At 65.7% G+C, this 20,171-nt stretch carries 15 protein-coding genes; 8 read left to right on the plus strand and 7 right to left on the minus strand.

Annotation, left to right across the window (positions count from 1 at the left end):
* Window positions 1–153: 153 nt before the first annotated feature.
* Entirely contained in the window at window positions 154–4,581 is a 4,428-nt protein-coding gene (locus tag DX923_RS08550) for an FtsK/SpoIIIE domain-containing protein (protein WP_162872864.1), read from the plus strand.
* On the opposite strand, the gene DX923_RS16170 is transcribed toward DX923_RS08550, so the two are convergent.
* Window positions 4,491–4,886: a hypothetical protein gene (locus tag DX923_RS16170; protein WP_162872865.1), complete on the minus strand. Its 396-nt coding sequence runs from the start codon at window positions 4,884–4,886 to the stop codon at window positions 4,491–4,493. The two genes, DX923_RS08550 and DX923_RS16170, sit on opposite strands and share 91 nt — an antisense overlap.
* 546 nt (window positions 4,887–5,432) lie before the next feature.
* Here DX923_RS16170 and DX923_RS08560 point away from each other — a divergent pair.
* On the plus strand, window positions 5,433–5,681 hold the full coding sequence (locus tag DX923_RS08560) for a WhiB family transcriptional regulator (protein ID WP_006503122.1): 249 nt from the start codon (window positions 5,433–5,435) through the stop codon (window positions 5,679–5,681).
* 71 nt (window positions 5,682–5,752) lie between these two features.
* On the opposite strand, the gene DX923_RS08565 is transcribed toward DX923_RS08560, so the two are convergent.
* Both DX923_RS08565 and DX923_RS08570 read right to left on the minus strand, forming a co-directional pair.
* Complete coding sequence (locus DX923_RS08565; protein ID WP_116114108.1) at window positions 5,753–7,243, minus strand: sensor histidine kinase; 1,491 nt, start codon at window positions 7,241–7,243, stop codon at window positions 5,753–5,755.
* A gap of 179 nt (window positions 7,244–7,422) precedes the next feature.
* Window positions 7,423–12,321 carry an NAD-glutamate dehydrogenase gene (locus tag DX923_RS08570; RefSeq protein WP_162872866.1) on the minus strand — a complete coding sequence of 1,633 codons (4,899 nt, stop codon included), beginning with the start codon at window positions 12,319–12,321 and terminating at the stop codon, window positions 7,423–7,425.
* A gap of 194 nt (window positions 12,322–12,515) precedes the next feature.
* On the opposite strand from DX923_RS08570, the gene DX923_RS08575 reads away from it, so the two are divergent.
* The 3 genes from DX923_RS08575 to DX923_RS08585 are packed head-to-tail and all read left to right on the plus strand — an operon-like array spanning window position 12,516 to window position 13,614.
* Complete coding sequence (locus DX923_RS08575; protein ID WP_162872867.1) at window positions 12,516–12,713, plus strand: hypothetical protein; 198 nt, start codon at window positions 12,516–12,518, stop codon at window positions 12,711–12,713.
* On the plus strand, window positions 12,703–13,101 hold the full coding sequence (locus DX923_RS08580; RefSeq protein ID WP_116114113.1) for a hypothetical protein: 399 nt from the start codon (window positions 12,703–12,705) through the stop codon (window positions 13,099–13,101). The genes DX923_RS08575 and DX923_RS08580 overlap by 11 nt, the downstream gene beginning before the upstream one ends.
* Window positions 13,102–13,110: 9 nt before the next feature.
* Window positions 13,111–13,614: a DUF2505 domain-containing protein gene (locus DX923_RS08585; protein ID WP_116114114.1), complete on the plus strand. Its 504-nt coding sequence runs from the start codon at window positions 13,111–13,113 to the stop codon at window positions 13,612–13,614.
* Window positions 13,615–13,632: 18 nt separating this feature from the next.
* On the opposite strand, the gene DX923_RS08590 is transcribed toward DX923_RS08585, so the two are convergent.
* The 3 genes from DX923_RS08590 to DX923_RS08600 are packed head-to-tail and all read right to left on the minus strand — an operon-like array spanning window position 13,633 to window position 17,686.
* The gene (locus DX923_RS08590; protein WP_116114116.1) at window positions 13,633–15,510 is read right to left on the minus strand and encodes a wax ester/triacylglycerol synthase family O-acyltransferase; all 1,878 of its coding nucleotides are present in this window, start codon (window positions 15,508–15,510) and stop codon (window positions 13,633–13,635) included.
* Between the two features lie 47 nt (window positions 15,511–15,557).
* On the minus strand, window positions 15,558–17,033 hold the full coding sequence (locus DX923_RS08595; RefSeq protein ID WP_116114117.1) for an AAA family ATPase: 1,476 nt from the start codon (window positions 17,031–17,033) through the stop codon (window positions 15,558–15,560).
* Window positions 17,033–17,686, minus strand: a complete 654-nt coding sequence (locus tag DX923_RS08600; RefSeq protein ID WP_116114119.1) for a hypothetical protein — start codon at window positions 17,684–17,686, stop codon at window positions 17,033–17,035. The genes DX923_RS08595 and DX923_RS08600 overlap by 1 nt, the downstream gene beginning before the upstream one ends.
* Window positions 17,687–17,920: 234 nt before the next feature.
* On the opposite strand from DX923_RS08600, the gene DX923_RS08605 reads away from it, so the two are divergent.
* A complete protein-coding gene (locus DX923_RS08605) occupies window positions 17,921–18,139 on the plus strand; it encodes a helix-turn-helix transcriptional regulator (protein WP_116114121.1) in 219 nt (72 codons plus the stop codon).
* Between the two features lie 13 nt (window positions 18,140–18,152).
* Here DX923_RS08605 and DX923_RS08610 read toward each other — a convergent pair whose 3' ends face one another.
* Window positions 18,153–18,803 (minus strand): hypothetical protein, encoded by a 651-nt coding sequence (locus DX923_RS08610; protein ID WP_240322568.1) that lies wholly within the window; start codon window positions 18,801–18,803, stop codon window positions 18,153–18,155.
* A 155-nt stretch (window positions 18,804–18,958) separates the two neighbouring features.
* Here DX923_RS08610 and DX923_RS08615 point away from each other — a divergent pair, with 155 nt between their 5' ends.
* Window positions 18,959–19,621 (plus strand): LysM peptidoglycan-binding domain-containing protein, encoded by a 663-nt coding sequence (locus DX923_RS08615; RefSeq protein WP_116114124.1) that lies wholly within the window; start codon window positions 18,959–18,961, stop codon window positions 19,619–19,621.
* The gene (locus DX923_RS08620) at window positions 19,618–20,160 is read left to right on the plus strand and encodes an Rv3235 family protein (RefSeq protein ID WP_116114126.1); all 543 of its coding nucleotides are present in this window, start codon (window positions 19,618–19,620) and stop codon (window positions 20,158–20,160) included. Before DX923_RS08615 ends, DX923_RS08620 begins: the two co-directional genes overlap by 4 nt.
* Window positions 20,161–20,171: the final 11 nt, after the last annotated feature.

Here is a 20,171-nt window from a genome sequence, read left to right on the forward strand (position 1 = left end):
TCCCGAAGGTTTCGCCACCGTAACTTACGGAAGCGAAAGTTACGGTAGCGAAGGTTTGCGCTACCGGGAAGTACCTCCGGCCTGTCGCCACTTATCCACAGGCTCAGCTCTCCGAGCCACCCGACCGGACCCCCAACGCCCAGGATGCTCCGCATGGAGCTCACGATCACCCTGCGCCACGGCGCCGCCGACTGCTCCGAGCTGAACCTGCTCGTCACCGCCCCCGAGGACACCCCCTTCTCCGCGCTACGTGCCGTCTTCGAACACGAACTCGGAATCAACCGCTCCGCCGACTCCCTCTCCCCGAGCGATGCGCTTCCCCATTGCGCAGGAACTCTGGTCGAGGACACCGACCTCTTCGGACATCCCCCGCTCCTCGATGGGTCCGTCATCGTCTGGGAGGCCTCCCGGCCTGCCGCACCGACGGGTCAGGCCGCCGTGGTCGATCTACGGATCGTCTCCGGTCCTGACGCCGGACGTCGGGTCGCGTTGCCCTACGGTGATCATCTGATCGGTCGGAGCCCGGACGCCGACATCCCCCTGAGCGATCGCACCGCCTCACGTCGACATGCCACCTTGCGGGTCTCCCCGACCGGGGTCACCGCCCACGACCATGGCGCCAGCAACGGGGTACATCTCGACGGCCGCCCCATGGAGGGCACCAGCATCCAGGTCCGGGCGCAAGACGTCCTGAACCTGGGTGCCACCGGGATCGTCGTCCGTCCCCTGAGCGCGATTTCTCCGACAGCAGGTCGGCCCCGCGGAGACGGAACGGTCTCGTTTCATCCGGCACCGAGAGAGGTCACTCAGCCTGTGTCTGGGACCATCCGCCGGCCCACGCCACCGGTAGGAGGCGAACAGCCCCGACTCTCCTGGATCCTCCTCCTGCTGCCTCTGGCATTCTCCGCCGGAGCAGCCTTCCTCCTGCACAGTCCCACGCTCCTCCTCTTCGGCCTGCTGGGACCGGTCCTGTCCTTGGCCCAACATCTCACCGACAGACGGCACCGCCGCGGACACCGGCAGAAGGAGGCGGAGAAGTATCGGACCCTCCTACAGGAATCCCAGCGGAGAACCGCGGTGCTCCTGGCAGAAGAAGCCTCGATACGCAGACTCTCCTGCCCCGACCTGGCCACCGTCGTCGAGGTCTGTCTCCTCCGAGACCACCGACTATGGGCCCGTCGCCACCAGGACTACGACTGGATGCAGCTCAGTGTGGGACGTGGTAGCACCCCGAGCACATTGGCCGTCCACGACGGAGAGCATGTCGAGCACCCATCCCTGACCGACGTCCCGGTCACCGTGGCGATTGACGCCGTGACCGGACTCGCCCCTGACACCTCGAGCATCGAGGACCACCACGCCGCCGAGGGACTGCTCCGTGCCTTCCTGACACAGATCGCCACATGGCACAGTCCTCGGGCGCTCCGGCTGTGGGTCGTCGGCGAGGATCTGTCTTCTCTGGCCGACTGGGCATGGCTCGGCCGGTTACCCCACGTCCGCGCCGTGGACGATCCGGCCAGCGTCCAGGTTCTCCACATCGACGACTGCGGCCTGCTGCGCCGAGGACTGGCACCCCTGTTGAGCGAGTTACAGACCCGCCGTTCCTCGCCACGAGCACCCCTCAGAACAGGCCACCGCAACGGGCCCGACCAGTTGGTGGTCCTGATCGGCGGGCCTCGTCTCCGGGAGAACCCCGACCTGTCGATCCTGCTCCAGGAAGGCCCAGCACACGGCATCGCGGTACTGTGTCTCGCCACAGATCGTCGGGATCTCCCCGCCGAGTGCGCCACCACCGTGCTGGTCGGCCACCACACAGGCCTAGGCCATCAGGCGCAGATCCGCACTCCGGCCGGGTCACGAAGTGTCCGGCCGGATCTCTGTCCGCTGGAGGTCGCCGAGGAGGTCGCCCACGCGCTCGCTCCACTACGGGATGCCACCCCGTCCGCAGGTCATGAGCTACCGGAGGCCGTCCGGATCAGTGAACTCGTCGAGGATGCTTTCGACCCTGAGTCGATCGTCCGCGGATGGCTGCAGTCACCGGCGAGTACTGCCGTCGCCATCGGACGAGGTGCCGACGGAGCTGTGCGCATCGACCTGTGCACGGACGGCCCGCACATCCTGGTCGGCGGGACCACAGGATCGGGCAAGTCGGAGCTGCTCCGTTCCCTCGTCGCCGGCCTTGCCCGGGTGAATCGCCCAGACCGGTTGGCTTTCGTGCTGATCGACTACAAGGGTGGTTCCGCCTTCGATGCTTGTACCGCTCTGCCCCATGTGGTGGGCCTGGTCACCGACCTCGACGACGCACAGACTCGTCGGGCGCTGGCGGGGCTCGATGCGGAGCTCCGCCGACGCGAGTCTCTGCTGCGGGCGGCAGGTGCGAGTGATCTGGAGGAGTACCACCGGATGGTCGATGCCGGACGTCTCGGTCCGGACGGTCACCCGCTGACCCATATCGCACGGCTTGTGGTCGTGATCGATGAATTCCGTTCGCTGGCGGACGAGCTTCCCGACTTTGTCTCCGGGCTGGTGCGTCTGGCCGCCCTGGGGCGTTCCCTGGGCCTGCACCTGGTCCTGGCGACCCAGCGCCCTGCCGGCATCGTTTCGGCCGATATGCGTGCCAATATCTCGCTGCGGATCGCGCTGCGCGTTCGTGACCCTCATGATTCCCTCGACCTGGTCGAGACCGAATCGGCCGCCCGGATCAGCCCCCGCCGACCGGGGCGCGCGGTGATCCGTGGCGCCGATCAGGAGCCGATCACCGTACAGACCGCTTATCTGGGAAGCCGCCGGGGACGGCGAGTCGTCCCGTTGGAGGTCCGCCGTGTCCTTGCTCCGGGAGCCTGTCCCGGTGTTCAGGAGTCTCCGCTGGTCCACTCTGCTTCCCCACCAGCTGGGTCTCCGGCCTCTGCTGAAGAAGCGGACGAAGAATCCACCGATCTACACCGCCTTGTCTCGGCTGTCGCCAAAGCCGGTGTACTCGCCGGTGCCCCGACGCCGGAACCGCCGTGGCTTCCGCCTCTGCCGACCATGATCACGGCGGAGGAGGTCGCCACGACCTCGACAGCCGTGCACGATCTGTTCGATGGCTTCCATGACTCCGACCTCGGGAGCGTCCCGGAGGTTCCGGATTGTGCAGGCGTTCTCCGCCCGGTGCTTCTCGTCGACGAGCTTTCGACCAGGCGGCGGGTCGGCGCCGTCTGGCATCCGGCCCACGGTCACCTGGCTGTCGTCGGCGGAGCCCGGAGCGGCCGGACCACTGCAGCGTCCTCATTCGTCAGATCGGCGATGGAGGCCTCCTGCCCGGCGGATCTCTCCGTGTACGTCGTCGATGCCTCTGGTGGGCTCTCCGGCCTGCGCCGTTATCCACATGTCGGTGCTTATCTGCGGCTGAGCGAGATCGGTGCCGTCCAGCGGCTCATCGCCTTGTTCCACGAGTTGGGCCGTCTCAGCGAACCCTCTTCCCAGAGAAAGCTGCTCGTGATCGATGCCTGGGAGGACCTGCGAGATGCCCTGGACCGGGCCGATCACGGAATCGGCACCGAATCCTTGATCCAGGCCCTTCGAGCTGGCGCTGCTGTCGGGATCACGGTGGTGGCCACGGGAGGCCGTGGCCTGTTGAGCGGCCCGATCTCCTCGGTCCTCACCCGCCGGATGGTCCTGCCTCTGGCCGATCAGACCGATGCCTACCTGGCCGGCGTAGAAGCAGCTCCTGGTCGGCAGACCCCGGGGCGTGTCCAGTTCTCGTGGAACGATGCGGAGGCTCAGGTGGCACTCTTCGATGCCGGGGGCGAAGGCGCTGGCGATGCGCCCTCCGCGAAACGAACTCCCCATCTGAGCTGCCCCGGGCCACAGCTGCGCATTCGGGCGCTTCCCGCTCAGGTCGACGAGGAAGATCACCGGTCGGCAGCACCGGTTGTCGTCGGCCACTCGGTCACCGTCCCTTTCGGCATCGACCACGAAGGTGCGGTCACGAGCCTGATCCTGGACGGTCGGAGCGTGTTGATCGCCGGACCTCGTGGGAGCGGACGCACCCATGCGCTGGAGCTCTTGGCCGAAGGACTTGCCGAGGCCCAGGTGCCTCATGTCCGTTGCGGTCCCGCCCTGGGAAGGTCACCGGACACAACTGCCCTCCCCAGCACGAAGACAGCTTTCGGTCCGGAGCATGCTGAAGAACTCTTGTCCGTACTTCAGGAGCAGCCCCGCACGGTTTGCCTGGTCGACGACGTGGAGCAGATCGACGGCCGCCTCGAGGAGATCTTGACCGCCTACGCTGCTGCTCGGCACACCGGTTCGGTCATCGCTTCAGGGGCTTTCGCCGATCTGGTGGATTCCTATCGAGGTCTGGTCGGCAGACTACGTCGGTCTTCGTACGGGGTGGTCCTGAACCCAGGACCACGAGCCGGCGATCTCTACGGGACGGTCGTGTCCGTTCACGAACCAGCGGTTCCCGGACGGGCTGCCGTGCTGGACAACGGCGAGTCCCGGGTGATTCAGGTGTTCCGCACCTCTCGGCCGGCGAGGACGACGCAGGAGGTTCCTACTACACAGAGCGCGGCCACCGCTGCAGCAAGCAGCCATTGACCGGCTTCGAGCATCGTCGGGCACAGCAGGAGCACGAGGACGTTCCACAGTACGGCTGGTGTCCGAGGCCAGTCCGCGCCTCTCCACAAAGCCCTCGCGAGAGCAAGGAGGCCGGCCACCCCGAGGAGGAAGACGACCATCGACATGGCCACCCGCATACGGTCGGAACCTTCCCCGCGGGCGAGCTCGACAGCGTAGAAAACGGTGAAGCCGAGGATGATCGCCGCTTGGAGGACGAGGACGCCTACCGCGACCTTGGTGACGATGCCAGGAGCATCCTTCGGGAAGGTGAGAACTCGGGTCACCTCGCCAACGTACCGACCCGGCCCGGCGCAAGGAGTTCTGGGAGCTTCGCACTGTCGCACACCGCCAGAAAGTTCACGATGTGAGACCTTTGTTGAAATATCAATTTCACGTCGAAGAGCTCACAGACGATCGTTCAAGACGTACGACCTGCCGACACGCCCGTGGACACCTGAAGCAATCAGGTTGTTTTCAGGCTAACCTGGGGCAGTTATGCGCAAAACTCTTCCCCTGTGACCGGCCATGCCCGTAGACTGGATCAACCGAGCAGAGCCTGACGTCTCACCGGAAACCACCACGTGAACTGCACGTGATCTTCCGCGGACAAGTGAGGCACTGAACGCGTGGAACAATCCGGCCACCACCGACGTTGGCCTGGTCGCGCTGGCGTCGTCGCACGAGACGAGACCCGACGCACACGCTTAATAGTGGCCGATCGTCGCCACGTCGCTTTCCCCATCAACGACCGATAGGGAAAAGGCGTGACGTCTTTCCGGGGATGTTCCCGCCCGTAACCGGAAAACCCGCACACACACAGGAGCTTGATGATGGATTGGCGCAACCGCGCTGCGTGCCTGGAGGAGGACCCCGAACTCTTCTTCCCCATCGGCAACACCGGCCCTGCCCTGCTGCAGATCGAAGAGGCCAAGGCCGTCTGCCGACGCTGCGATGTACAGGACACCTGCCTGAAGTGGGCTCTCGAGTCCGGCCAGGACGCAGGCGTCTGGGGAGGCCTCTCCGAGGACGAACGCCGCGCCCTCAAACGTCGCAACGCCCGCGCACGCCGCGCCAGCTGAGGACGAAAAGACAGACTTCACAGATGCGGGTGGTACCGACCGTGACGGTCGGTACCACCCGCATCTGCGTGTCACATCCCGGCCGTCGCCCTACGCAACCTGGCCCGGAAAATCACTTGCGTTCCTCGCGGCTCGTACGGGCGCCACTCGATCGTCCCGCGCAGGTCCTGCACCAATGCGCTCACGATCTGGGTACCCAGGCCTGAGCTCCCCGGCCGGAAATCGTCCGGAAGCCCCGACCCGTCGTCGGCCACCACCACCGTCACGTACTCGTCATCACCTTCACGCTTTCGCTGGGCATCGATCGTGACCGTCCCCCCGCCAGGCCGTAACCCGTGCTCGACCGCATTGTGCACCAGCTCAGTGACGATCATCGCCATCGACGTAGCATCCTCCGCGCTGATCATCCCGAAGCTCCCTGTCCGCTTCCAGGAGATGTCGTCGTCCTGATTGGCGACCTCCACCACCGCGTTCAACGCCCGAGCGACGATGTCGTCGAAATTGACGACCTCTTCCAACCCCTGGCTGAGGGTCTCATGCACCAACGCGATCGTTGCCACTCGACGCACGGCCTCCTGCAGCGCCGCTTTGGCATGGTCATCGGTCACTCGCCGAGACTGCAGGCGCAACAGCGCAGCCACCGTCTGCAGGTTGTTCTTCACCCGGTGATGGATCTCCCGGATCGTGGCGTCCTTCGTCAACAACTCACGCTCACGACGCCGTAACTCACTGACATCGCGGAGCAGGACCACCGCACCGATCCGCGCACCGCCCTCCGTCAGCGGAATTGCGCGCAAGGACAAGGTCGCATACCTCGACTCCACCTCGGTGCGCCAAGGCGCCCGTCCCGTCACCACCACGGCCAAGGACTCGTCGACCTGGGTGTGTCCCGGAATCAACGCCGTCGTGATCTCGCTCAACGAGACCCCGTCCACACCCCCGTGGTGCCCCAACCGGTGAAGCGCCGAAATCGCATTAGGGCTGGCGTAGGTCATCACGCCCTCGATGTCCAACCGGACCACGCCGTCCCCTACCCGGGGAGCACCACGCCGCATCCCCGTCGGCGCGCCAGCCATCGGGAACTCCCCCGAGGCGATCATCCGGGCCAAGGTATCGGCGATCCCCCGGAAGGTCAGTTCCAACCGGTTGGGCGAACGCATCGTCGCCAGATTGCTGTGTCGGGTGATGACCGCGATCACCCGGCCACCGTGCACCACCGGAATCGCATCCTCACGCACGGGAACTTCGTCCCGCCACTCCGGAACCCGATCACGGATGACCCGCCCCCGGCTCGCGCACAGCTCCAGGAGCGCCTGGCGTGCAGCACCGGCCACCGAACCCACGATGTCATCGAAGAAAACCAGCGGTCCGGTGTTCGGCCGCACATGCATAGCCGCCACCCAGCTGCCCGGCGCCAACCTGGTGTCATAGACCCAGAGCACCAGGTCTGCGAAGGACAGATCCGACAGGATCTGCCAGTCGCCTACGAGAAGATGCAGCCAATCGACATCGGCCGCCCCGAGACCGGGGTGCTCCTGAAGAACATCGTTGAGTGTCGGCACGGCCTGAGCGTACCCGGATCACTTCGGAACACGCTCTCTGCCGTACCAGAAGGACGCTGCTCGAAGCAGGCCCACGGCACCGCACTTTCGACCATTCACCTCCAGAACCGCGAGATGTCCCGCCCCTGCGCGAGCAGAAAGGCGGGACATCGTCGACGGACAGGCCCCGAGGACCTGGCTCAGCCAGCGCCGCTACCAGCCCGCGCCACCCCACGAAGAGTGCGCAAAGCCACCGACAAAGGCGCCAGCCCCGGCTGTTCCAGGTCGTCGATCCCGCTCAACGCGGCACGGGTCCGTTCCATCGCCGCCGCGTTGGCCTCCAGCCAGGACGCCAATCGCTGCGGAGCTTCCTGCGAGACCTCCGTCGAGGTCACGATCGATCGGGTGAGCGACTCCAGGACCGAATAGAGATCGTCTCGCATCGCCCCACGGGCCAAGGCATCCCACCGGTTCTTCCGCGGCAGATCGGCCACCCGGCCGAGCATCCCGTCCACACCGAAATGCTCCGAGGTCGCAAAGTAGACCTTCGCCACCTCAACGACCGGCTGATCGAGGTCTTGCGCCAGTTCCACGATGTCCAGGCAGGCGTACAAATCGAGAAGCCCGGCCCACCGGACAGCCAAAGGCTCAGGAACCCCTGCCTCCATCATCTGCTGGGCACTGGCCCGCTGACGCTCCGCCTCCTCACCGACGAGCAGCTCAGGAAGCTGCGCGCCCAGGTCGGCGATCGGGGCACTGAACCGCTCGATCTCCGCAGCCACATCCACCCGTCCGGGGCGACGCTGCAACAACCAGCGCACCGAACGATCCAGCAAGCGGCGGAACTGCAAGTACATTCGTGTCTGGATATCGGTCGAGACCACATTGTCCAGCTGCTCGACCGCCTCGACGAACGACCTCAGGTCGAAGATCTCCCGGGCGATCACGAAGGCCGTTGCAATCTGCTCGGGGCTTCCGCCGGTCTCCTCGGCTGCACGGAACATGAAGGTGATCCCACCTCGGTTGACCACCGAGTTCGCGACCGAGTTGATGATGATCTCCCGCCGCAACGGATGCTCATCCAGATGTCCCACGTAGGACTCCCGCACCGCAGGCGGGAAGTATTCCGCCAAAGTGCTCCGGAACCACGGCTCGTCGGCCAGCCCGCTCTCGCTCAGATCGGACTTGAGCGCCAATTTCGCGTAGGCCACCAGCACGGAGAGCTCCGGCGACTCCAGCCCGTCACCATTCTGCTTACGACGGTTGACCTCCGCCTCGTCGGGCAGGAACTCCAGTGCACGATCCAGCTCACCACGCTCCTCCAACCACCGGATGAAACGCTCGTGTACGGCCAACATCACCGAGTTCTGGCTCCGGGCATTGCCCAACAGCACGTTCTGCTCGTAGTTGTCCCGCAGCACCTGGGAAGCCACATCGTCCGTCATCGACGCGAGCAGGATATTGCGCTGTTTGAGGGTCATGTCGCCCTCCCGGGTCATCCCGGTGAGCAGGATCTTGATGTTCACCTCGTGGTCGGAGGTGTCCACACCGGCCGAGTTGTCGATGGCATCGGTATTGATCCGCACCCCTGCGGTTGCCGCCTCGATCCGGCCCAACTGGCTGCATCCCAGGTTGCCGCCCTCGCCGACCACCCGGCACCGCAGATCCCGGCCGTCCACCCGGATGGCGTCATTCGCACGGTCGCCGATCTGGGCGGAGGTCTCCGTGGAGGCCTTCACATAGGTACCGATGCCGCCGTTCCACACCAGATCCACCGGTGCCAGCAGGATCGCCTTCATCAGCTCAGCAGGAGTCATCGAGGTCACCGAACCTGCGATGCCCAGACGTTCCCGGACCTGGGGAGTCAACGGGATCGACTTCGCCGTCCGCGGATGGACCCCACCGCCCTCACTGATCAACGACCGGTCGTAGTCGTCCCAGGACGACCTCGGCAGATCGAAGATCCGCCGACGCTCGGTGTAGGACACAGCGGCATCAGGGTTCGGATCGAGGAAGATGTGCCGATGGTCGAAAGCCGCGACCAAACGGGTGCACGGCGACAACAGCATGCCGTTGCCGAAGACGTCACCACTCATGTCTCCGACACCGACCGCGGTGAACTCCTCGGTCTGGACATCGATGCCCAACTCACGGAAGTGCCTCTTGACCGACTCCCAGGCTCCTCGAGCCGTGATGCCCATGCCCTTGTGGTCGTAGCCGGCCGAGCCACCGGAGGCGAAGGCGTCGTCCAACCAGAACCCATAACTCTGGGCGACCCCGTTGGCGATATCGCTGAACTTCGCGGTGCCCTTGTCCGCCGCGACCACCAGGTAGGGGTCCTCCGGGTCATGACGTACGACCCGCTCGGGCGGCACGATCTCCCCGCCGACCCGGTTGTCGGTCACGTCCAGCAAGGACGAGATGAAGAGCTTGTAGGAGGCGATACCTTCCCCCAGCCAAGCATCTCGGTCCGCTGCGGGGTCGGGCAGCTGCTTCGCGAAGAAACCACCTTTGCTTCCCGTGGGAACGATGACCGCATTCTTGACCATCTGAGCCTTGACCAAACCCAGGATCTCGGTCCGGAAGTCCTCCCGCCGGTCGCTCCACCGCAGACCACCACGGGCGACCTTCCCGAAACGCAGATGCACACCCTCGACCCGGGGGCTGTACACCCAGATCTCGAACATCGGCCGCGGCGCAGGAATATTCGGCACCTGTTTCGGATCGAGCTTGAAACAGACCGTCGGTTTCACATCCGGGACGAAACCGTCCTCCCCCGCGCGCGGAGTCTGGTAGTAGTTCGTCCGCAACGTAGCTTGGATGACGCCCAGGAAAGAGCGAAGAATGCGATCTTGGTCGAGGCTGGCCACGTCGTCGAGAGCAGTCATGATCCGCTCGATGACCGCGTCCTGCGCAGCTTGGCGCCCCGAAGAAGCCAGGCCGTCGAACAGATCCGGGTCGAAACGCGTCTCGAACAGCTCGACCAGATGGCGAGCCAAAGTCGAGTGCGTGGTGAGGGTCCCCTCCTGGTACGACTGGGTGAACGGGGTCCCGGTCTGCCGCTGGTACTTGGCCACAGCACGCAAGATCACGACCTGCCGCCAGTCCAGGCCCGCAGACAGCACCAAGGCGTTGAACCCGTCGCTCTCGGCCTCCCCAGACCAGATCGCCTTGAAAGCCTCCTGGAACCTGTTCCGAGCACCCTCCGGGCCACGGGTCCAGGACTCCTCCTGGTCGGCTCGGATCCCGAAGTCGTAGATGTGGACGACGGTGCCATCGGCGCTCTGCAGGCGGTAAGGACGCTCGTCGGTGACCTCCAGCCCCATGTCGGTGAAGATCGGCAGGATCGACGTCAATGACAACGATCCCTGACGGTAGAGCTTCAGCCGGCGCTCCCCCGTCGGTGCACCCGGTACGTGGTAGACGTTGAGTCGCAGATCAGCACTGTCGCTGAGCTGTTCGGCATGGCGTAGGTCAGCGATCGCCACCCGGGCCTGGAAGTCCTCCTTGTAAGCCTCGGGGAAGGCGTCACCCCAACGCGACAGCAGACGGGACGCAGCTTCCTCGCCGCATTCGGCCCGGCCCGCCTCGCTGAGATCCTCCGCCCAGGTGCGAGCGGCCTCGGTCACCTGACGTTGCAGCTCGTCCAAGTGAGCATCGGGCACCTCGGTGCCCTGCTTGACCCGGACCACGAAATGCAGTCGGGCCAGAGAGGATTCCGAAACCCTGGTCGTGTACTCGACGCTCTCGCCGTTGAAAGCCCTCTTCAACAGGGACTCCAGGCGCAGACGCACCGTCGTGTTGTACCGGTCCCGGGGGATGTAGACCAGACAGCTCATGTAACGGCCGTAGTCGTCCTTACGCAGGAAGAGCCGTGCCTGGCGTCGCTCGTGGAGGTGGACGACCGCCGTGGAGATCTCGGAGAGTACGTCCACATCGGACTGGAAGAGCTCATCACGAGGGTAGGTCTCCAAGACCTCCAGGAGGTCCTTGGCCAGGTGGCTGTCCGGGGCAAAGCCACTCTGGTTGATGATCCGTTGCACCTTCTGCGCGATGAAGGGGACCTGAGTCACCGAATGCGTGTAGGCCCCAGCGGTGAACAGCCCGATGAAACGGCGCTCCCCGGTGACCTCACCGGACGGCGAGAAGGTTTTCACCCCGACATAGTCGAGATAGACCGGGCGATGGACCGTGGAGATCGTATTCGCCTTGGTGACCACCAGGACCTTCTTCTCCCGGGCCTTCTGGGCCACAGGTCCGGTCAGCCGATTGAAACCGGATGCAGCCGGGCTCTCGGCGTCGTAGCGCATCAGGCCCAGGCCGGTCCCGGGAACCGGCTCCAGAAGGTCGCTCTCGGCGTCCGACCCCAGGGTGTACTCCCGATAACCCAGGAAAGTGAAACGCCCCTCGGAGAGCCATCCGAGCAGTGCGCGCGCGTCCTCGATCTCTTCGTGGTCGATCCCCATCGGAGGGGCCTGTACGAGTTCCTCGGCGAGTTCCTGCGCCCGCAAGGTCATCCGGGGCCAGTCCTCGACGGCTACTCGGACATCGGCCAGGATCCGACGCAGCCCGGCAGCGAGGTCTTCGCGGGCCTGGGGGTCGCTCTCTCGGTCGATCTGCAGATGCATCCACGACTCGACGCCGACACCGAATTCATCGGGGACTTCATGGCCCCGGACGTCCAGCACTTCCTGTAGCACGCCGGCGGCGTCGCGCCGAACGACGAGCTGTGGGTGGACGAGCAGATGCACGGACCGGTTCTCCCGGGCCAGATAGGCCGAGACCGAGTCGACCAGGAAGGGCATGTCGTCGGTGACGATCTCGACGACCGTGTGGCCGGTGGTCCATCCCTCCTGTTCGACGGTAGGGGTGAATACACGCACATTGGCCGAGCCGACCGGGCGTTGCCCGGCCAGGGAACGGTGGGACAGTGCCGCGCCCACGAGGTCTTCGGGGCGACGCGCCAGCAGGTCCTCGGTGACGACGTGCCGGTAGTAACGCTGCAGGAGGCGCTCGGCAGGCTCCCCGGGCGAACGCCCGACGAGTTGGGCTGCCGAGTGCAGCAGCTGGTGACGAGACTCTTCCAGGGTCAAACTCATGACGGGACTCACCTTCAGGTCCATCGGACACACCGATCTGCGGTGGTTTCCTCAGGCTAGCCACGCTTTCCTCGCTGCTCACGCACCTTTGGTCTGGTTTCGCATTTTTCGCTCGGATGGGCTATCCGGGACTAGTCCACAGGAACCATCACGGTGGCGTCCCAGGGACCGTTCGAAGACCTACCCTGGTGCCCGTGACCCCCTCAGACGTCCTGCCTCACTCGTCCGGGCATTCCGCCCCTGATTTTTCTCCCGGCCACCGGATCGCCGATGTTCTCGGCGATCTGCCGGTGGACGTCGGTCGGCAGACTGAGCAACGGGCGGTTCGGGACGCCCTCGCTGCCTTGGTCGGGCTCGCGCTGGCTCTTGAGGGGTCCGTCGATGCGGGATGACCACGATGACATCGATCCACGGCTGTACACCGACCGGGCCTCCGTGCAGGCTGCTGCCGCGGTCATCGGGCAAGAGGTTCTGCGATGGCGGGCGACTTCTCCCGGTCAGGCGAACAGCGACGCCGGGGTCCTTCTCCAGGACTCGACCAGAGCTTTGTCCACCGCATTGACGGGGTATGCGGAAGCGATGGCTGCGGCAGGGTCTCTCTGGCGGCGCGCCGAGTCGGACGAGCTGCGCCACGAAGCGGTCGCGGCGGCCGGGCGGGCGAGAAGCCGACTACGGAAATCGTGTAGCGAGATCACAGCTTCCTGTCTCGCGTCGGCCGAGCGTATTCGATCGGAGACACCCGGCCTCCGGGATTCAGGAGGGGTGAGCACCGACAGTTAGCGTGAACACATGAGACTTTCTGTCCGTCTGACGTACCCGGCCCCACCGGAGACCGTGTCCGTGATGTTCGCCGATGCCGAGTTCCACCGTGCCCTGTGCACCGCGACCGGTGACGCCCAGGCCACGGTCACCGTTGCCGAATGTCACCGGATGCTGTCGGTGACCACGGCGCGGAAGCTGCCGACCGAGGGTCTGCCCGACATGATGAAGTCTTTCGTGGGGTCGACGGTCACCGCGGTACAGCGGACCGTCTGGTCCGTTCCGTCCGCTGACGGCCGTCGAGAAGGCGAGGTCGAAGTAGTGGTCCAGGGGACCCCCGTCCGGTTGTCGGCGAAGGCGAGCCTGTTCCCCGAGGGGGAGAACACCTGCGTCTCCTACGTCGGTGAGCTGACCGCAAGAGTTCCGTTGATGGGAGCGGCTGTCGAGCGGGCGACCGAACCCTTGGTGCGTTCAGCCTTGGAATCCGAGCAGCGTATCGGCGAGACCTGGCTCCAGGAACACGCCCAGGGCTGATCCTGCGGGGAGGCCCGCTCAGATCTCCCCGCGAGCGAGCCGTCCCAGTTCGCTGACGTCGTACCACAGGAGTTCGTCGTCTGGTTCAGCGCCGATCTCTGCTGCGTGCACAGCGACGAGGTCGGCAGCCTGGACCGAGCAACGCAGGACGACTTCGAAACCGACCCAGCCTTCTCCGTCCTCCACGATGCTCAGGGAGCGTGCAGGCAGGTCGACGGCGGCGACGACGGCTCTGCTTCCAGGCGCTTCCTCGGTCACGATTTCGGCGGCGACCAGGAGCGCGTCGTACTCCAGGTCTTCTTCGTCGTCCTCCGGGAAAGCTTGACGCACCTGAGCGGTGACGGCGCTGGCCCGGACCGTTCCTGCGTCCAGGGAGTGTCCTTCGGCGAGCTGTCGCAGCTTGCTCTCGTCCAGCGCCAGGTAGACCCGGATGTCACGCACGTGTCTCTCCTCCTTCGGTGTCCTCGATGTCGATCGGTCCGCAGCGAGGGCTGTTGTCAGTTCGTTCAGAGATTCTCGGGTGAAGGTCGGGAAGCTTCCGAGATCCTGCATCGTGCCACGATCCCCGTTGAAACCGATACCGACCGTCCCGGCATAGGAGGTCAGCCCGACGGAGAGTGACTGCCCTTGGGCCAGAGGGATGATCGGGTAACAGATGCTCATCCGGGCCTCTGCCGCCCACAGGGTGTGTTGCGGACCCGGCACATTGGTGACGACCAGGTTGAAGAAGCGGCGGGCAGCAGCATTCCCGAGTTGTGCGCCCACGTGGTGCAGGGTCGAGGGCGCGAAACCTGCGATCTGGGCCAGCGCACGGCCCCGAACGGCTCTGCCCTCGCTGACCTGCCGACGCATCTGGAAGGCGATCTGATCCAATCTCATCAAGGGGTCAGGCTCTCCCACAGGGAGATCCACGAAACAAGCTTGGACAGAAGGTCCCATACCGACCGCTGTTTCCGAGTCGACGACACTCACCGGAACCAACGCCCGGACCCGGGCAGCATCGTGGACGGGCTCCCCCCTGCTCTGCAGCCAGGACCGCAGCGCACCGGTGAGTACCGTCAGCATCACATCGGTGACCGTGCATTCCCGTGCATGGCTGAGACGGTGATAGTTGTCCCGTATCTCTCGGAAGTCGGCCAGCGGGATCTGTGTGAAGCCGACTCGGCGAGCGATACCCACGGACGTGTTCAACGGGCTGGGTGGCGCAGGGTCGGCCGCAGTACGGGCCATGGCGCCAGCGAGTTCGCCGAGATGTCCGAGGACCCGGCCTGCGACATCGGTGAGTTCGCTGACGCCACCGGCCGCCAGGCCGAACCAGCGTTGAGGGCGAGCGGCCAACGCCATCAGCGATGAGGTGAACAGCTCGGCATCGCTGGGTTCCCGGGAAGGCGGCGGCTCGGGGTTGCGTCCGGTGTCAGGGGCCGGGTCGGTGTCGAGGAGGAGCTGGGGGATGTCCACCGCCGCAGTCCCGTCGACCAATGCCTGATGCGTCTTGGTGACCAGTGCTATCTGCCCGTCCCCGAGCCCCTCGACGATGTAGGCCTCCCACAGCGGATGGGAGCGGTCGAGAGGCCTGGACATGATCCGGGCCACGAACTCCTCGAGCTGTTCCTGGGTCCCCGGACGGGGTAAGGCCGCATAGCGGATGTGATAGGTCGGGTCGAAATCGGCGGCGTTGACCCAGATCGGCGCAGCGATCCGTCCGGGGATCTCTCGCACCTTCTGTCGATATCGCCGCACGCCTGCGGTTCGTGAGACGACCAGGTCAGCGAGCTGTTCCCGATCCAGGCCGCCCGGCTCTGCGTCAAGGAGCAACACCGAGCCAACGTGCATGGCCGTGGTCGGGCTTTCCAGATAGAGGAAGGAAGCGCCCAGAGGGCTGAGGTGATCCGCCACTGTCCCATGCTCACACAGGCCGGCTTTCCCGCAGCGCCGAAGTGCGGTCAGCGGCGAGGCCTACGGAGCCATCTCAGACTGTTCTCTGCTCGCCGTCGGGCGCCCACCGATGGCGCTGCCCGACCGGACAAGGCGTGGGCGAGAGCCCTGATCGGCTCTCGGGCCGGGGAATGGGGAGCGCACTCGGCAAGCGTGCGCCCTTCGAGTGCCGCCAAGTCGAAGGCAGCCCGGTCGTCCGGCACGTAGACGGCTCCACGGAGCCCGACGAAACGGCTCAACGCCGCAGCAAGTGCCTGGGTGGGGTCCGGACCGACCGCTCCTGACCGCACTCGGTTGATCAGGACGGTGCGTGTCGGCGGGGTCTCCACGGTGTCAAGGCCCTGAAGCCCACGGACGAGACGTTGGAGGCCCACTGGTTCGGCCGCGCCGACGACGAGAAGGTGGTCGGACTGGGCGAGCGTTGTCAGCGTGGTCGCATTGCGACGAGGTGCTGCGGTGTCATAGCTGAGTTCTTCGTCGTCCTCGAGGCAGAAGCCGCAGTCGACGACGACGAGTTCGAAGGCGAGCGCGGCCAACCGTAGGACGTCCTCGAAAGGTGCCGGCCGCAGTTCCGGCCACCGGTCGGACCGGGTGATGCCGGTGAGCACGGAGAGGCGTGTGGAGACGGGTGAGCAGTACTTCTCCAGGCCGGGACGATCGAGGTGGCCTTGGTTCGCCGCCCGGATGGCTCCGGCGAGTCCGGGTGATTCGTCGAGGAGTCCCAGGAGCTGCGCCTGGACACCCCCGTAGGGGTCGGCGTCGACGAGGAGGGTGCGAGCGCCGGCGAGAGCGGCTTCTTCGGCGAGGTTCAGGGCAATGGTGCTGCGACCGGGGGCTCCGGCTGGGCCCCAGACGGCGATGACACGGCCAGTCGTCATTTCTTCGGCTGCCATGTCTGCTCCGGCCTCGACGGCGGAGGCCGACCCCGGGGCGCCGTCGAGCATGACAGTAGCCAGTTCGGTGTGGTCGCTAGGTGGTTCAGCGGTATATCGGGCAAGGTGACTGGCCAGGTCAGGCAGCATCTGCGGGATGTCCGGGTCCTGGCCGGCGGGTCGATCTGTCGGAGGTTCTGGATGGCCGGTCTTCATCGGGTTTCGCTCCGAGGCCGGTGGAAGAAGGCTGGTTTCTTCAGTCAGTGGTTGCCCTAGGAGCGCAGCTTGCAGTCGATCGGTGGGCGTGTCGGCCGGGAGGACGGTGTCGATGCCGAGCTGGCGGAGGAGGCGTTCATCGCCTTCGTTGCCGGGGCTGGTCATCCCGACGATACGGACTCCGTTGCTGCGCAGCTCGGACACGGCGGTGCGATCCAGTCCGGGAAGGGTGCTCCCGACGAGTACGCATTCACCGAGTTGTGCCGCGACGGCGGAGAGAAGTTCTGGCAGGTCGGCGCAGCGACGGACGAGTTCGACCCGGGTGCAGGCGGTGAGTGCTTCGACGACGTCGGTCTCCCAGGCCTGAGGGACCGCGAGCAGCAGGGTGATGCGCATCAGCGTTCCCGTTGCGCGGAACCTGCGGTGGGGACCAGGGTGATCTTGGCGCCCTGGTCCATGGCTCCGACAAGTCTTTCGACGTCGGCGTGGGGCACATGGACCTGGACCGCGGTGGTGCCCAGTCCGGCCAGCCGCCCTTCGTCGGGATCTGGGACCCGTCCGACCGGGGCAGCTTTGACGGCCTTGCGTGGGGTGCCGAACTGGGAGGTCCCGGAGGTGAGCTGCTTGTCATTGACCCAGATGTCGACGGTGGACCCGACCGTGAGGATCCGGGCGGTCTCGGCTGGCACGGGGATGACGATGGGGATCCGTCCGCCATGGTCTCCTGGTGCGATGGCGGTGTCCGCGAGCAGTTCGCCTGCGCGAACCTCTCGCACGATGACGGCGTCGGGAAGGGGCTCGGCGGCGGACAGGTATTTTTCGGAGGTCTGCCCGAGTGCGACATCGACCCGGGTAAGCCGATCAGCGGTGAGTCGTTCGCCCGGGATGAGTGCTTGAGTCGCTGCGTAGATGGGGGTGGTCTGTCCGGCTGCGGCGACGACGCGGGCTCCGGTGGCCACGGAGGCGACGATGAGGAGGAGCCCGACGAGCAGTCGGCTGTCACGCCAGTGTGGTCGTCGAAGCCTCCGGGCGTGGGTGTTCTCGGGCATGGCGGATCTCCCCCTGGTCCTGCGTCTTCTGGGTGGCGCGCGGTAGCAATGGCTGCGGCGCCCTCCTGTACGGCCGTCCATTATGCCATTTATCTGTTTTGTGCCGATATTTCTGCCGTCCGGCCCTGTGGACGAGGAGGGGACTCCCCTGGCCACCATGTGATAAACAAACCAGAGGCCGGGTCACCCACCCCGCTTTCGCCGTCGATATCCGACCCACACAGAGGCAGAGCCATGTCACGCCGTTTCCTCCCGCTCTCAGAGGTCTGCGAGATGCTGGCGATCTCATCCGCCCAGGGGTACGCCCTGGTCCGCTCCGGCGAGTTGCCCGCCATTCAGATCGGCGGACGTGGGCAGTGGCGGGTCGACACCGAGGTGCTCGAGGACTTCATCCAAGGCAAGTACGCCGAACAACAAGCTGCCGCGAAGGAACATCGCGAAGCTCGCTTCTAAGTCGACTCCCCCATCAAGCCGGCCCCGACCAACCGACGCTCACACACACCACCGCAGACAGCGGCAAGGTGCGCCGCGCCCGCACGTACTCCCCTCGCCGTGGGAGATCAAGCGGATGCTCAGCCAGGTCGAGATGATCGACCCCGACGATGTCCACGGTTCCGGTAAGGCTACGGCCGGAAACATCTTGAAGGACAACGGCCGCCCGATCTCGCGCCAATATGCGCAGGGCGTAGCCCAAACCGAAACGTCGAACCCGGGCGACCTTCTGCGGCCCTGCACTCCGCGACCCCAGCCCAGTGACTTGGACGACTGCGGCCAGCGGCACCAGATGGCTCCGTCCTCCACCGACGAGCAGGACGAAGTCCGCCCCGAGTTCTTGCGGCTCACCCACGATCCGCCGCCCACCGGTCAGGAGGATCTCCAGTTCCCCTCGATGAGCGACCAATCGGTCCACGAGGGCGACCGTGGCACGCTCCCGCCTCGTCCGATCGGCGACCTCCGCAGACCGATGCGCAAGCTCGTCGGCCTCCCATAGAGCTTCTAAGTCTTCGAACAGCCGTTCCCAACGCATCTTGCACCGCCTCCTTCCCGATCCCGCCTGATCGTCTTCGACACCCCCGGGCCGACGACGGGCCAGGTTGAGCCATGCACCCATCGGCATCAACACGGACCACCTTGACCTGCTTCACCTTTCGAAGAACACCAAAAAACATGGACAAGTGAGATCTAAACGAAACGAAGCAGGCCTTAGAGCATCAATTGACATCAAACAGCATCAAACGCCATATTTAAGGGGTGAAGCACACCAAAACGGACATGGCTCGTCCGGGCGTGACCATCGGCCGACTCGTCATTCCCGGCCTGCTCGCCTTAGCCACGCAATGGTTTGCCCAGGACGCCTGGCAGGCTGTTCAGTCCCCGACGATGACCCCCTCAACCGCGGTGCAATGCTTCACCGCCGCCACCACTGCCGGCCTCACCGGCTGGCTGCTGTGCATCCATCTCGCCTACGCCATCGCCCGAATACCGGGGGCGACCGGCGCCATCGCCCGAACGCTCGTGGAGCGGACCACTCCCGCCACCATGCGTCGGCTCGCTGCCCTCACTCTGGCCACCACCGCATGGGCTCCCCAAGCCCAGGCAGCCACAGCAATATCCAGCCCAGGCATCACTACGGCAGTGTCCTCTCAGGAAACCCTTCAGGGACCCAATGGCGACCGTCCCCTGCCCGACCCCGGGCTACACCCCGACGACCGCGCCCGAAAACAGGCAGCCAGAGCCAAGACCGTCACGGTGCGCCCGGGGGACACCCTCTGGCAGATCACCGCACGCCATCTCGGCGATCAAGCCACCCCAGCCGAGATCGCCGTCGAGTGGCCGCGCTGGCTCGCCGCCAACAGAACAGAACTCCCCAACCCTCATCGCCTACGCCCCGGACAGACCCTCACCTCTCCACTCAGCCCGAAAGCCCCACGATGACCGCCACCGCGCTCCCCCCGACGCCTCTCTGCCCACGACCGGAGATTGCCCCACCACCCATCACCGATGCTGCTTGGGTCCCCTTGGCGGTCACCCGCTCCTCGACCCGCTCCGTTCAAGACGAGCTCCCCCTCGAGGAACAGCCCAAACGCCTACGGCATCGCCCCTCCGCCACCACCGATCGGCTCTTCGAACGCCGCCCCACCGCTACGGCGGACCTCCCTCCGGCGCCTCAGTTCGTCGCCCGCATGGCAGTCGCTCTCAGTGAGATCGCCGCCGGGGCACGCCCCGCGACCCAGGTGATGCGGCACTGCTCACCGAAGGTCTTCGAATCCCTCCTCCGCAGGCAGTCACACCAGGCCGGACGCGCTCCGGCACGCCGCGCCGTGGTGGTCCGTCGAGTACGAGTGTGCGACGTCCGCGATGGCATCGTCGAAGCCGTCGTCGTCCTGGCAGACAAATACCGGGTGCGACCCCTGGCCCTCCGGATCGAAGGGCTCGACGGCAGGTGGATCATCACCGCCCTCGACATGGGGTAGCACCCGGCAGA

This window comes from Austwickia chelonae (assembly GCF_003391095.1).
GTDB classification, from domain to species: Bacteria; Actinomycetota; Actinomycetes; order Actinomycetales; family Dermatophilaceae; genus Austwickia; species Austwickia chelonae_A.